Source organism: Propioniciclava tarda (assembly GCF_900182665.1).
Lineage (GTDB): Bacteria > Actinomycetota > Actinomycetes > Propionibacteriales > Propionibacteriaceae > Propioniciclava > Propioniciclava tarda.
Genome location: NZ_FXTL01000006.1, coordinates 41,183 through 54,817, shown reverse-complemented (window position 1 = coordinate 54,817; position 13,635 = coordinate 41,183). Strand labels below are relative to the sequence as shown.

At 71.1% G+C, this 13,635-nt stretch carries 11 protein-coding genes and 1 tRNA gene; 9 read left to right on the top strand and 3 right to left on the bottom strand.

What is annotated here, in order from left to right; all coding sequences use genetic code 11:
• Positions 1-186 precede the first annotated feature (186 nt).
• The 7 genes from eno to FN821_RS06365 all read left to right on the top strand — a co-directional run bounded on the left by eno (position 187) and on the right by FN821_RS06365 (position 7,626).
• The gene (gene eno / locus FN821_RS06395; protein WP_206662027.1) at positions 187-1,467 is read left to right on the top strand and encodes a phosphopyruvate hydratase; all 1,281 of its coding nucleotides are present in this window, start codon (positions 187-189) and stop codon (positions 1,465-1,467) included.
• Positions 1,468-1,706: 239 nt separating this feature from the next.
• The gene (locus FN821_RS06390) at positions 1,707-2,261 is read left to right on the top strand and encodes an FtsB family cell division protein (RefSeq protein WP_131171886.1); all 555 of its coding nucleotides are present in this window, start codon (positions 1,707-1,709) and stop codon (positions 2,259-2,261) included.
• Between the two features lie 142 nt (positions 2,262-2,403).
• The gene (locus FN821_RS06385; RefSeq protein WP_131171885.1) at positions 2,404-2,904 is read left to right on the top strand and encodes a DUF501 domain-containing protein; all 501 of its coding nucleotides are present in this window, start codon (positions 2,404-2,406) and stop codon (positions 2,902-2,904) included.
• Entirely contained in the window at positions 2,901-3,824 is a 924-nt protein-coding gene (locus FN821_RS06380; RefSeq protein WP_131171884.1) for a Ppx/GppA phosphatase family protein, read from the top strand. Before FN821_RS06385 ends, FN821_RS06380 begins: the two co-directional genes overlap by 4 nt.
• Before the next feature lie 11 nt (positions 3,825-3,835).
• Positions 3,836-3,908 (top strand) — tRNA-Leu (locus FN821_RS06375).
• Positions 3,909-4,346: 438 nt separating this feature from the next.
• Positions 4,347-6,476, top strand: coding sequence for a RecQ family ATP-dependent DNA helicase (locus FN821_RS06370; protein WP_131171960.1), 2,130 nt, complete (start codon positions 4,347-4,349; stop codon positions 6,474-6,476).
• Between the two features lie 211 nt (positions 6,477-6,687).
• On the top strand, positions 6,688-7,626 hold the full coding sequence (locus FN821_RS06365; protein ID WP_241660146.1) for a Bax inhibitor-1/YccA family protein: 939 nt from the start codon (positions 6,688-6,690) through the stop codon (positions 7,624-7,626).
• Positions 7,627-7,682: 56 nt separating this feature from the next.
• On the opposite strand, the gene FN821_RS06360 is transcribed toward FN821_RS06365, so the two are convergent.
• Entirely contained in the window at positions 7,683-8,408 is a 726-nt protein-coding gene (locus FN821_RS06360) for an NUDIX hydrolase (RefSeq protein WP_131171883.1), read from the bottom strand.
• Between the two features lie 125 nt (positions 8,409-8,533).
• Here FN821_RS06360 and ypfJ point away from each other — a divergent pair, with 125 nt between their 5' ends.
• Entirely contained in the window at positions 8,534-9,400 is an 867-nt protein-coding gene (ypfJ, locus tag FN821_RS06355) for a KPN_02809 family neutral zinc metallopeptidase (protein ID WP_241660145.1), read from the top strand.
• A gap of 18 nt (positions 9,401-9,418) precedes the next feature.
• Positions 9,419-10,495, top strand: coding sequence for a DNA adenine methylase (locus FN821_RS06350; protein ID WP_131171881.1), 1,077 nt, complete (start codon positions 9,419-9,421; stop codon positions 10,493-10,495).
• Here FN821_RS06350 and FN821_RS06345 read toward each other — a convergent pair.
• Positions 10,485-11,450 carry a hypothetical protein gene (locus tag FN821_RS06345; RefSeq protein ID WP_131171880.1) on the bottom strand — a complete coding sequence of 322 codons (966 nt, stop codon included), beginning with the start codon at positions 11,448-11,450 and terminating at the stop codon, positions 10,485-10,487. The genes FN821_RS06350 and FN821_RS06345 overlap by 11 nt on opposite strands.
• Before the next feature lie 126 nt (positions 11,451-11,576).
• Complete coding sequence (locus FN821_RS06340; RefSeq protein WP_131171879.1) at positions 11,577-13,610, bottom strand: S9 family peptidase; 2,034 nt, start codon at positions 13,608-13,610, stop codon at positions 11,577-11,579.
• Positions 13,611-13,635: the final 25 nt, after the last annotated feature.

Here is a 13,635-nt window from a genome sequence, read left to right as displayed (position 1 = left end):
CGCCCGAGTGGGACGGAGCCGCGCCGCGGCTGCCCGAGGGCCAACTAGGCTGTTTGACGAACATCGTGGGCACGGAGCGTTGCGCAGGCGCGAACGATCGGCGTCCGGGGGCTGGCGAAGGCGCGGTGGGGGCGGGGGTCCACTAGGCTGGCGCCGACGTCATTTTCTCTCCTGAAAGGCATCATCGTGGCATCCATCGACTTCATCGTCGCGCGCGAAATCCTCGACTCCCGCGGCAACCCCACCGTCGAGGTCGAGGTCTCCCTCGACGACCTCAGCACCGGCCGCGCAGCGGTTCCGTCCGGCGCGTCCACCGGCCAGTTCGAGGCAGTGGAACTGCGCGACGGCGACAAGTTGATCTACGGCGGCAAGTCGGTCCGTAAGGCCGTCGAGAACGTCGTGGAGCAGATCCAGGACGAGATCGTCGGCTTCGACGCCACCGATCAGCGCCTCATCGACAACGCGATGATTGAGCTGGACGGCACCGAGAACAAGGCCAAGCTGGGTGCCAACGCCATCCTGGGCGTCTCGCTCGCCGTGGCCCGCGCGGCCGCCGAGTCCGCCGACCTGCCGCTCTACCGCTACGTCGGCGGCCCGAACGCGCACATCCTGCCCGTCCCGATGATGAACATCCTCAACGGTGGCGCGCACGCCGACTCCAATGTCGACATCCAGGAGTTCATGATCGCCCCCATCGGCGCCGACTCCTTCCGCGAGGCGCTGCGCATGGGCGCCGAGGTCTACGCCGCCCTCAAGGGCGTTCTCAAGGCCAAGGGCCTCTCGACGGGCCTGGGCGACGAGGGTGGCTTCGCCCCCAACCTCGAGAGCAACCGCGCCGCGCTCGACCTCATCCTCGAGGCCATCAAGGCCGCCGGCTACGAGCCCGGCAAGGACGTCTGCCTCGCGCTGGACGTCGCGGCGTCCGAGTTCGAGAAGGATGGGAAGTACACGTTCGAGGGCAAGGAGCTCTCGGCCGACGACATGATCGCCATCTACTCCGAGTGGGTGGACGCCTACCCGCTGGTCTCGATCGAGGATCCGCTGAACGAAGAGGACTGGGCCGGCTGGAAGTCGATTACCGACAAGCTCGGCAGCAAGGTCCAGCTGGTCGGCGACGACCTGTTCGTCACGAACCCGGTGCGCCTCAAGCGCGGCATCGAGTCCGGCACCGCGAACGCGCTGCTGGTCAAGGTCAACCAGATCGGCACGCTGACCGAGACGATCGACGCCGTCGACATGGCCCACCGCGCCGGCTACAAGTGCATGATGTCGCACCGCTCCGGTGAGACCGAGGACACCACCATCGCCGACCTGGCCGTCGCACTGAACTGCGGCCAGATCAAGACCGGCGCCCCGGCCCGCTCCGACCGCGTCGCGAAGTACAACCAGCTGCTCCGCATCGAAGAGGACCTGGACGACGCGGCGGTCTACGCCGGTCGTTCCGCCTTCCCTCGCTACAAGGGCTGATCACACCAGCAATCGGTGGCCGGATCCTTCGGGATCCGGCCACTGTTGCGTTTGGCCGACATCGGACGCCGTGCGTCCGGTTCCCGTCGTCAGCTTGGGGTCTCAGCGTGGGGGTGGCCCCTCGGGGTGCGCCAAGGCGCCAGAACGAACCGGGCTGAGACTCGGGCAGCCTGTCTCGCGGGTCGCTCCAAGGGCAGCGGTCCGGCCCCGCCTATCCTGGCTGTCCGAGGGGAGGACCAATGGCACGCGAGCGCACCACCCGCCAGCCGGCCGGGCCCGGACGTACCGTCCGGCGTCCCCGCTCGCCCAAATCCGCCGTGTCCGCCTCGGAGGCCCCGACCCAGAAGCTCGTCACGGCGAAGCCGCGGAGGCGTCCGATCGCTCCCCGGTTCCGCGACATCGGCTTCACTCGCCGGGCCCTCGTGCTGGTCGGCGTGGTGGCGATCCTTGCCCTCTCGTACGCCAACTCGCTGCGCATCATGATCAACCAGCAGCGCGACCTGGCTACGGCCAACGCGCAGATTGCGGGACGCTCCGCCCAGATTGCAGAGCTGGACGCCCAGCTGCAGCGCTGGCGTGACCCGGCCTACGTCAAGAGCCAGGCGAGAACGCAACTGGGCTGGGTGATGCCGGGGGAGACCGGCTACCGGGTCATCGGGCTCGACGGCAAGGTCGTCACCGAGGACGGCGCGAGCTCGACGATCTCGACCACGGCCACGACCGATCAGATCCGCTGGTGGGAACGGCTGTCCAGTTCCGTCCAGGCCGCCGACGCCCTGCCACCGAAGGGCTGACCGCCTGGCGGCGGTGCCACGATTCGGCTCACGAACCGGCTCCACGTGTGACTTTGTCGGGTACACGCCAACAACGTCACACGTGAACGCCCGGCACGATCGCCAGGACGCCGCACTCGGCGTCCCCGCTAGATTTGCCCCCATGCCTGTCGAGCCTTACTCGGACGCCGACGCGTCCGTCGTCGAACAGCAGCTCGGACGCCAGCCGCGCGGGGTCGCCGGGGTGGCTTGGCGGTGCCCGTGCGGAAAGCCGGGAGTGCTGGCGACCGAGCCGCGCCTGCCGGACGGGACGCCGTTCCCGACCACGTACTACCTGACGTGCCCCCGGGCCGTGGCGGCGGTGTCGACGATGGAGGCCGACGGGGTCATGGCGGAGATGTCGCAGCGCCTCGTCGACGACCCCGCTCTGGCGGCCCACTACTACCGCGCGCATGAGGCTTACCTGGCCGCGCGCGCCGAGTTCGGCCCGGCCGTACCCGAGATCGGCGGCATCAGCGCCGGCGGGATGCCGACCCGGGTCAAGTGTCTGCACGTGCTGGTGGGCCACGCCCTCGCAGCCGGACGCGGCGTCAATCCACTCGGCGACGAGGCGCTCGACCTGCTCGGCGAGTTCTGGGCGAAGCCGTGCCTGGGGGAGCAGTGAGAGTCGCTGCGATCGACTGCGGGACGAACTCGGTCCGGCTGTTGATCGCCGAGGGCACGGACGCCGGCTTCGTCGACCTGGACCGGGACCTGCACCTCACCCGCCTCGGCCAGGGCGTGGACGCCACCGGACGCTTCGCCCCGGACGCGCTCGCGCGCACCCTGGACGCCGTCGCCGACTTCGGCGCCCGCATCCGAGCCGCCGGGGCCCAGCGGGTGCGCTTCGTCGCCACCTCCGCGGCCCGCGACGCGACGAACCGCGACGAGTTCTTCGTCGGCGTCCGCGAGCGGGTCGGCGTCGAGGCCGAGATCATCACCGGCGACGAGGAGGCCCGCCTGTCGTTCACCGGCGCGCTATCGGTGGCTCGGGATGTTGAGTGGCCCGTCCTGATCATGGACATCGGCGGCGGCTCGACCGAGCTAGTGCTGGGGCGTCCGGACGCCTCCGGCGCGGTGGCCGTCGAAGCCGCACGCTCGCTCGACGTCGGGTCGGTCCGGCTCCGGGAGCGCTTCCTGGCCTCGGACCCGCCCACCGCCGACCAGGTCGCGTCGGCGTCCGGCTACATCGACGAGCTGATCGACGCCTCGGGCGTCGACGTCGGCGCCGCCCGGACCTGGATCGGGGTCGGCGGTACCGCCACGGCGCTGTCGGCGATCAACCTCGGCCTCGATTTCTACGACCGGACGCGCGTCCAGGGTTCCGTGATGACGCGCGCCCAGGTGCAGGCGCTGGCGGCTCTGCTGCTGCAGTTGCCGGTGGCCGAGGTGGCGGCGATGCCGACCATGCAGCCGAAGCGCGCCGACGTCATCTGCGCCGGGGCGCTGATTGCGGCGCGGGTGGGGGTGCGCTGCTCGGTCGACCTGCGGGTGTCTGAGGCCGACATCCTCGACGGGATCGTCCTCGATCTGCTGCGCCCGTAAAGTTGTCTCCGGCCCTCGTAGCCCAACGGCAGAGGCAGGCGGCTTAAACCCGCTCCAGTGCGGGTTCGAGTCCCGCCGAGGGCACCGGCTCGCCGCGGCTGCCGGCCGCGCCGTCCTGCCCGACCCCAGCCCCGAGTTGCAGTCCGCACTCGATCGGACGCCTGCGCCAGGCGGCTCAGCCAGGCGTGCTCCGGCGCGACCGTCGCAGACCTCTCCGACTTGTCCACAGGTCGACCCCGGTCGAGCCGTTCTTTGTCGGATGCCCGTGAGAGGGTGACGGACGTGACCGAGTTCTGGCTGAGCGAGCCCCCGCCGGAGTGGGACGAGCTGCCGCCCGACCCACTCGACGACGACTGCGCGCTGTTCGCGGAGGCCCTCCCTGTCGCGCGACGCGCGCCGGACGCCGCCCCGACACCCCGGCCCGCGGGCCGCCGACCCGCGGGGTCACGACCAGAGTCCTCGACTCCCCGGGCACCAGCCGCACCGTCCGCGCTCCCACGACCGGACGCCTTCGGCGGCGACCTGCGATCCGAGGCGCTTGATGCTCTTCGGGCGCTGACTGGCCGCTCGGACGCCGCCTTCCACGACGGCCAGTTCGAGGCGATCGAGGCGCTGGTCCAGCGGCACGAGCGGGCCTTGGTGGTCCAGCGCACGGGCTGGGGCAAGTCGGCGGTGTACTTCATCGCCGCCTTGCTGCAGCGCCGCCGAGGTTCGGGTCCGGCGCTGATCGTGTCGCCGCTGCTCGCCCTGATGCGCGACCAGGTGGCCGCGGCCGAGCGGGCGGGCGTGCGGGCGGCGTCCATCAACTCGTCGAACGTGACGGAGTGGTCCGACATCCGCGACCTGCTTGATCGGGACGCCGTCGACGTGCTGTTCGTCTCACCGGAGCGCCTGGTCAACCCCACGTTCCGGGTCGAGCAGCTGCCGACGCTCATCGCGCGCTGCGGCCTGCTGGTGGTCGACGAGGCGCACTGCATCTCGGACTGGGGCCACGACTTCCGGCCCGACTACCGGCGCATCCGCGACCTCATCGCCGACCTGCCTGAAGGCGTCGGCGTCCTGGCCACGACCGCGACCGCCAACGCGCGCGTGGTGGCTGACGTCGAAGAGCAGTTGGCCGCCGGCGGCCATCCCGTGCACACGCTGCGGGGTCCGCTGGCGCGCGCGTCCCTGCGGCTCGGTGTCCTCGAACTCGGCACCAACTGGCGCCGGCTGGCCTGGCTGTCCGAGCACCTAGGCGACCTGCCTGGTTCGGGCATCGTCTACTGCCTCACGGTCGCGGCCGCCGACGACACCGCCGACCTCCTGGCCAAGGCGGGCCACCAGGTGCTCGCCTATACCGGACGCACCGACGCCGCCGAGCGCGTGGCCGCCGAAGAGGCGCTGAAGAAGAACGAGGTGAAGGCCCTCGTCGCCACGAGCGCCCTCGGCATGGGCTTCGACAAGCCCGACCTCGGCTTCGTCATCCACCTGGGCGCGCCCAGCTCGCCGGTCGCGTACTACCAACAGGTCGGACGCGCCGGGCGAGCGACCGCCTCCGCGGACGTCTTGCTGCTGCCCGGCGAGGAAGACCGCGCGATCTGGCACTACTTCGCCACGAACGCCATGCCCACGCAGGCCAAGGCCGACGCGATCCTGGACGCCCTCCGTTCGTCCCCCGGGCCGCTCAGCGTCGCGGCACTCGAGGCCCGCGTTGACATTCGCCGTAGTCAGCTTGAGTTGTTGCTGAAGGTCCTGGCGGTGGACGGTGCCGTCGAGAACGGTCCGGGCGGCTGGCGCAGCACCGGTCTGGCCTGGGCGTACGACGCAGAGCGCTATGACCGCATCGCCGAGGCGCGTCGGGTGGAGCAGCAGTCCATGCTCGAGTACGAGCGCCTGCAGGCCTGCCGCATGGCCTTCCTGACGACCGCCCTGGACGACCCGCACTCGGCCCCGTGCGGGCGTTGCGATGTCTGCGCCGAGCCGTGGTATCCGTCGTCGGTCACCATCCCAGCCGCCGAGAAGGCGCGCGCCGACCTCGATCGCGTCGGCGTCCCCATCGCGGCGCGGGCCCTGTGGCCGACGGGCGCCGACCGGCTGGGCATCACGGCCGACGGGCGTCCGGTCAAGGGCAAGATCGCCCCCGACGAGGCCTGCGACGAGGGTCGGGTGGTCGCCCGGCTCTCGGACCTGGGCTGGGGTGGCGCGCTCCGCGACCTGTTCGCGCCCGGCCCCGACGGCGGACCGGTGGACGCCGACGTGCCGCCCGACCTGGCGCGCGCGTGCGTCCGGGTGTTGGCCGGCTGGGGGTGGTCCGAGCGGCCGGTGGCGGTGGTGAGCGTTCCCTCGGTGACGCGTCCGAGGCTGGTCGCGTCGTTGGCTTCCGGCATCGCGGCGGCGGGACGCTTCGCCGATCTCGGCCCGCTGGCGCTCGCCCCCGGCGCCGGACCTCTGTCGGCGTCCACCAACAGCGCCTTCCGCCTCCGCGATGTCTGGCACCGCTTCAGCGTCCCGCCCGAGCTGGCGGGGGCCCTCGCCGACCTGGCGGGCGGGCCGGTCCTGCTCGTGGACGACCTGATCGACTCCCGCTGGACGATGACCGTGGCCGGACGCCTCCTGCGCGCCTCGGGCTCGGGGCCGGTGCTCCCGTTCGCTCTGGCCTCTGTCGGCTGAGCCCTCCGGTTCCACACCGTGCGCCCGAGGCTGAACGCGCGGGCCGAACCTGCGGCGTCCGGGAACCTCGCTGCTCGCCGAGGACCGCGATGCGGCGTCCCGGCTCCCCATCCCGGTGCGATCGCCGCCCCCCAAAAGCCCGGGCCCGCCCTGGTTCACCCCGGAACGAGCCGCAGGAACATAGGCGGCACCGGCGGCGTTGGATATCGTGATGAGCGATCCCCATCTTGAGAGGACCAATCCGCACATGCGAAGCACCAATCCGGTTCTGTCCCGTCCTGAGGCGTTCCAGCGCTCGGGCGGTCAGTACGACCAGTCCCAGTACGGCCAGGCGCCCTACGGGCAGGCCCCCTACGGCCAGCCTCAGTCGGGCCAGCCCCAGTACGGCCAGCCGTACCCCCAGCAGGGCTACCAGCAGGCCCCGTACGCTCCGGGCCAGTACTCGCAGCCCGGCTACACGCCGCAGGCTCCCGCGCAGGGTGTCATGACGATCGAGGACGTGCTCGCCAAGTCCGGCACGATCATGGGCGCGCTGTTCGTTGTGGCCGCCATCACCTTCATCTTCCTGCCGATGAACCTGCTGTTCCCGGCGATCATCGTCTCGGCGATCGTGGGCTTCGTCACGGTGCTCATCGTGTCGATGCGGCGCGTGGTCAACCCCGCGGCCGTTCTCGCCTACAGCGTGGTCGAGGGCGTCTTCATCGGCGCCCTGTCGAAGATGTTCCAGACTCTGTACCCCGGCATCGTGGTGCAGGCCGTGCTGGCCACCTTCGTCGCGGCCGGCGTGACGCTCGCCGCCTACAAGTACTTGCGCATCCGCGTCACCAGCCAGTTCCGCAAGATCGTCACCATCGCCACGATCGGCATCGCGGCGATGTACCTGATCAACCTGGTGGTCTCGCTGTTCGGCGTGAGCACCGGACTTGTCCAGATCGGCCCCACGGCCGGGCCGCTGTCCTGGCTCGTGTCGGCCGTGGCCGTCGCCCTGGCGGTCGCCAACCTGATCATGGACTTCGACTACATCGAGCGCGGCGTCGCGGCCCAGGCCCCGGCGTCCGAGTCGTGGCGCGCCGCCTTCGGCCTCACCGTCACGATGGTCTGGCTCTACACCGAGCTGCTGCGCATCCTGTCCTACTTCCGCAGCAACTAGCCCCGCACCAAGCAGAGCGGCCCTCCCGATCGGGAGGGCCGCTCTGTTGCGTTGTGCTAGGTGAGCCGCTGCTGCTGGCGATCCCAGCGCCACTGGCGAAGCTGGAGCGGCGCGTGCCGCTGCAGCAACGCGCGTGCCCCGGTCGCCCACGGCAGGTCCCGCCATCGGTCGGCCGGGATCCAGGCCGAGCTGGCCGTGGTCCCGCCCACGTCGTGCACCACGGGGTCGGTGGGGGCGGCGCAGTGGGCCACGTAGATCAGGCGGACGGCGTGAAAGTCCTCGAGCACGCCGCCGGGGGACATGCCGATCCAGTGGTCGGTCTGCAGGTCGATGAACTGGCGGACGTCGACAAACTGGCCGGTCTCCTCGTGGATCTCCCGTTGAACAGCCTGGGCCGGGTTCTCGCCCTCGTCGATGCCGCCTCCCGGCAGCGACCACAGCCCGGGGACGGCCGTCCGATCGCTGAACTCGGTCGCCAGGATGCCCCGCTCCGAGATCACCAGCGCGTAGGCGGCCAGCCGCTGCCGAAACACCGGCGCGACTCGGACGCGGGCGTCCGGAACCATCGTGCGGGTCCGCTGGGGGCCGCGCGGGACGACGGCCCGCCGGTGGCGCGTCACCTGCAGGGTGACCGCCAGATCGTCTTTGGTGCCGGACGCCGACAGCGGCCGGACGACTTTGTACCCCAGCTCCCACGTGACCTGGTGAGGATCCTCGCCGTGGCCGAGGGTGTAGGCGAACAGCGGCGCCGCGCCCCCCACCTCGACCCCGACGATCTCCATCCCGCCATGATCGCCCCCCGATGGCGGACAATCCAGTCGACGCACACAGTCGAGGGCGTATCGGGAGCGTCCGGGTTGGGTCCGTACGGGTATCGTTGGCGCGTCACTCAGCCCTTGGAGGAGCCGTGCAGTACAACTCGGGAGCCCAGCTCGATCCGTCGCAGGTCGAATACCGCAGCGGGGGAGTCGGCGGTCGCGTCGCGGTCGGCGGCGGCGTCAGCATCATCATGCTGATCCTGGCGTTGGTCTTCGGCATCAATCCCGGCGAGTTGATGGGCGGCACCAGCGGGTCCGCCGGCGGCTCGGCGTCCGGCACCGACCTGACGCAGTGCCAGACGGGCGCTGACGTCGCGAAGGACCGCAACTGCCGCTTCGTCGTCTACGCGAACACGGCCAATGCCTACTGGGCCGGCCTCCTGCAGGGATACCAGCCGATCAAGACGGTGCTGTTCGACGGCCAGACGCCCACCGGCTGCGGCACCGCCAGCACCCAGGTCGGCCCGTTCTACTGCCCGAACGACAAGAACGTCTACCTCGATCCGACGTTCACCGAGCAGATGCTCGTCAAGCAACTGGGCGGCAGGGGCGGCGACGCGGCGGAGGCGTACGTCATCGGCCACGAGTACGGCCACGGCATCCAGGACATGGTGGGGACGCTGGCCCAGGTGCAGTCGGCCGGCCAGTCGACCGGAGCCGACTCGGCGCAGGTCGCGCTCGAGTTGCAGGCCGACTGCTATGCCGGTGCCTACCTTGCACACGTCGCCCAGCAGCCGAACTCGCCGATCTCGCAGATCACCCAAGACGACCTGAACCGCGTCGCCGACGCGGCCCGGGCGGTGGGCGACGACAGCATCCAGAAGATGTCGACCGGCCAGGTCAACCCCGAGTCCTGGACGCACGGCAGCTCGGCCATGCGTCAGCACTGGCTGGCGGTCGGCTTCAAGACCGGCGATCCGCAGTCCTGCTCGAAGGTCTTCACCAACGGGCAGTGACCCGGACGCCTCGCGCGCATGATCAAGTACCTGGGTTCCAAGCGCGCGCTGGTGGGGGTACTGGGGTCGTTGGCGGACGCCGCCGGCGCGCGCTCGGCCGTCGACCTGTTCACCGGGACGACCCGCGTGGCCCAAGAGTTCTGCCGTCGCGGACTCGACACCGTGGCTGTCGACACCGCCGCCTACTCAGAGGTGCTCGCCCAGTGCTACGTCGAGACGGACGCCGCAGCGGTCGACGCCGACGAGGTGGCGGACGCCCTCGCCCGACTGTCCGCGCTGGCGTCGCGACGCGGGTACGTCACCGAGGTGTTCTGCGAGCGGGCGCGCTACTTCCACCCCGACAACGGCGTCCGGATCGACGCCATCCGCGACGGCATCGACGATCTGTACGCCGACTCGCCCCTGCGGCCCCTCCTGCTGACGTCGCTGCTCGAGGCCGCCGACCGGGTGGACGCGACGGTCGGCGTCCAGATGGCGTTTCTGAAGCAGTACCCGCCGCGGGCGCTGCGTCCGTTGCGGCTGCGGGCGCCGGTCCTGACGCCGGGTCGCGGCACGGCCGTCCGGGCGGACGCCCAGGCCTACGTCGCGACGATGCCGTCGGTCGACCTGGCCTACCTGGACCCGCCCTACAACCAGCACCGGTACTTCACGAACTACCACGTGTGGGAGACGCTGGTCCGCTGGGACGCCCCCGAGCACTACGGCATCGCCTGCAAGCGGGTGGACGCGCGCGACGACGCCACCCGCAGCGCCTTCAACTCCCGCCGGACCATTCACGCCGCCCTCGCCGACACCATCGCGCAGGTGCGGGCTGAGGTGGTCGTCGTGTCCTTCAGCGACGAGGGGCTGGTCGGCATCGACGACGTGGTCGCCTTCTGCGCCGCCCGGGGCGGGGCCGTGCGGGTGCTGGCGTTCGACTCGAGGCGCTACGTGGGGTCGACCATCGGCGTGTACAGCCCGTCCGGGGTCAAGGTCGGCCAGCCTGGACGCAGCCGCAACACCGAGTTTCTGGTGCTCGTCGGTTCTGAGGACCGGCTGCGTGCCATGGTGGTCGCCGCGGGCCCGGCCCACCTGGTGTCGGCGGCTACGGCTTGATCTCGTTGCCGGTCAGGTCGGTGACCAGCCGCGTGCCCTTGATCGTGAAGTACAGCCGGGGGGCGGTGAGGCTGTCGCGGGCGTCCGCCACCACCGACCACACCGTGTCCGCGCCGAACGTGCCACCGGTCTGCCGCTGCAGCACGCTCCAGATCACCGATCCGCTGACGGTGCGCGGGTCGAAGGGCGGGAGTCGTTCGTTGCCGCTGCGGCTGGCGTCCAGGACCGGAAACCTCGGACGCCGCTCGCGCCGCACGATCGTGGAGCCGTCCTCGCCCGGGTACTCGATGTAGGCCCCGGCGGCCGACGACACCGACACCGTGGTCGCGCTGGTGTGCGAGCCGAGCGCCTCGGCCAGGCCCTCCGTGATGCCGTAGGCGGTGTTGAAGTTGAACTCGCGGACGGGGGTGCCGTCCGGATCGAAGAACACGGTCCGGGTCTCGGGGTTCGTCGAGACGCTCATCTTCAGCTCGCTGGCGGCATGCTCGACGCGCCGCAGGTCGATGATCTGCAGCTCCTGGTTGGCCGACGAGCCGGCCAGGTAGCTCGCCGTCTTGAACAACTTGCCGACGTCCGACAGGTCGAAGGCGTCCGGGCTGAACGTGACCTGGCCCACGTAGACGAGGTCGGTGTCGATCTGCCGGATGAGGCCCTCGCGGTACGCCCAGGTGTACGGCTTCCCGTCGCGCAGGACGCTGACCGTGGCCTCGTGCTGGCGGACCGACACCATGATCACCTGGGTGCTGCTGGACGCCCGCACCAGGTCGCGGATCATGGTCTTCGCCACGCCGGGCTGGGTGAAGTCGAGGACGTCAGAGGTGGGCGACGCCGACGGCGTCGGGGTGAACGTTGATCCAGCGCTGGGGGAGCCAGCCAGAGGGGCCGAGTTGGCCGGAACGCAGCCAGCCAGGAGCGCCGTGACGGCCACGGCGGCGGCCTGTCGCGTCCAGAGCATGTGGCGAGCCTATGACCTTCCCGGCGAAGCGTTCGACCGGGTCACCTCATACGTGATCCGGTCGCGGTTCTTGTCTATCGCGACCGGATCAGGTGCCCGGTGAGGCGCGCCGCCGAGGCGTCCAGCTCAGGCGAGCGGCAGGTGCCGTCCCCACCAGTCGAGGATGGCGTCGAACCGCTGCTTGCGGTGGTGCGGCGTCCCGGAGCGCGACAGCTCGTGGTTTTCGCCCGGGAAGACCAGCAGTTCGGCGTCCACCTTGTTGAGCTTCAGCGTCGTGTAGTAGCGCAGGGCGGGTCCGAGCGGGCAGCGCAGGTCGTCCTCGGAGTGGATCACCAGCGTCGGCGTCCGCACCTCCGACGCGAACGACATCGGCGACTGCGTGACGCGATGGGCGGCGTCCGTGCCGTTGTACTCCTCGACGAAGAACCAGCCGATGTCGGAGTGGCCGATGAAGCTCTCGGTGTCGAGGAAGCCCCGCTCGACGATCGCGGCGGCGAAGCGGTCGGTGTGGCCGATCAGCCACGCCGTCATGTAGCCGCCGTAGCTGCCGCCCTGGACGCCGACGCGCGAGGCGTCCAACCCCGGGACGCTCGCCAGCGCGTGGTCGAGGAAGCTCAGGATGTCGGAGGCGTCCAGGTCGCCCATGGCGTCCTTGATGACGCGTCCGTGGTGCTCGCCGTAGCCGCCCGAGCCGCGCGGATTGCAGGCGACGACGGCGTAGCCGGCCTCGGCGTACACCTGGAACTCGTCGAAGAACGTGGGACCGTAGGTGGAGTGCGGTCCGCCGTGGATGTTGAGCAGGACGGGGTGCGGGCCATCCCCCGCAGGGACGTAGGCCCACCCGTGGACCGGGTAGCCGTCGGACGCCGTGGCCGTGAGCTCGATCGGACGCACCCCGGGCGAGGCCGCGCGGAGGCGTCCGGAGAAGTCGGTCAGCACGGTCAGCGCGCCGGAGGCGTCCAGGATGCCGACCTCGGGCGGGGAGTCGGGGGTGGTGACGGTGACGACGATGCGGGTGGGGTCGCCGGGGATCTCGGCGGCGCCCAGCACGGACGCCTCGCCCGTCGGCCACGTTGCGACGGTGCCGTCCGCGCGGACCGTCAGCGGACGCGTCGTCCCCCGCTCGTTGACGATGGTCAGGACGCCGTCGCGTCCGAAGGGCGTCAGCCCGTGCTCGACCTGCACGGTCTGGGCGTCGGTGAGCCGCCGGGGCTCGCCCGAGGCGTCCAGGGCGAAGACGCCACCGAGGCGTCCGACGAAGTCGCGGTTGGTGTCGCCCAGGTCGGCGCCGATCAGGAACATGGTGGCGCCGTCCGCGGCACCGCACGCTTCGTAGGCGTTCAGCCCCGGGGCGATCGGGCGCGGGTCGGCGTCCGGGGTCAGGGCGAAGGCGAAGACCTCGGTGAGGAGGTCCAGGTCGCGCTCGTCGTGGCGGGACGAGGCGGCGAGCAGGGTGCCGTCCGGGACGAACGTCGGGTCACTGTGGTCGAAGTCGCCGCGGGTGAGCTGCGTCGCCGGACGTACCGCCCCCGGCACGTCGACCGGCTTGTCGAGATCGGACGCCGCGGCCGCCAGCTTGGCGTCGGCCAGGGCCTTCGCCGCCCGGCCCTTGGGCTCGACGAACGGCTCGCCGTAGGGGTCCGGCACCTCGGTCACGAACAGCTGGCGGCGGCGGTCGTTGGTCCAGCCCAGGCCGTTGGACTGGAACTGCAGGGTCGTGATGCGGCGCGCGTCCTCGGCGGAGGCGCCGACCCCATCGAGGGTGCCGTAGCGGCCCTCTTCGGGCGTCCGGGCCGTGAAGGCGAGCAGACGTTCGTCGGGCGCGAAGGTGAACTCGCCGACGCCCAGCTTGGCGTCCGTGGCTTGGACGGGTTCGCCGCCGGCCGCAGGGATGACGTGCACTTGGGGGCGTCCGTCGGCGGGGGCGCGCAGGAAACCGATGAGAGAGCCGCCCGGGGAGAACTGCGGGGCGGCGTCCGCCTTGCCTCTGGTGAGGCGGCGGGGCGGCTCGGCGCCCCGCAGGTCGATGCGCCACAGCTGGCCGACGTACGCGTCGGCATCCAGGCTGGGGTAGGACGCGGCCACGACGGCCCAGGTGCCGTCGGGGTGGACCTGCGGGGCGGAGACGGACGGCAGCAGCGGCAGATGGTCGGGACGCATGGATCGACAGTAGCCAGATCGACGC

What these genes read in the sequence shown, in the direction of transcription:
- FN821_RS06390 (WP_131171886.1), top strand. Translation starts at nt 1,707, where the DNA reads ATGGCACGCGAGCGCACCACCCGCCAGCCGGCCGGGCCCGGACGTACC.
- FN821_RS06385 (WP_131171885.1), top strand. Translation starts at nt 2,404, where the DNA reads ATGCCTGTCGAGCCTTACTCGGACGCCGACGCGTCCGTCGTCGAACAG.
- FN821_RS06365 (WP_241660146.1), top strand. Translation starts at nt 6,688, where the DNA reads ATGAGCGATCCCCATCTTGAGAGGACCAATCCGCACATGCGAAGCACC.
- FN821_RS06360 (WP_131171883.1), bottom strand. Translation starts at nt 8,408, where the DNA reads ATGGAGATCGTCGGGGTCGAGGTGGGGGGCGCGGCGCCGCTGTTCGCC.
- FN821_RS06350 (WP_131171881.1), top strand. Translation starts at nt 9,419, where the DNA reads ATGATCAAGTACCTGGGTTCCAAGCGCGCGCTGGTGGGGGTACTGGGG.
- FN821_RS06345 (WP_131171880.1), bottom strand. Translation starts at nt 11,450, where the DNA reads ATGCTCTGGACGCGACAGGCCGCCGCCGTGGCCGTCACGGCGCTCCTG.
- FN821_RS06340 (WP_131171879.1), bottom strand. Translation starts at nt 13,610, where the DNA reads ATGCGTCCCGACCATCTGCCGCTGCTGCCGTCCGTCTCCGCCCCGCAG.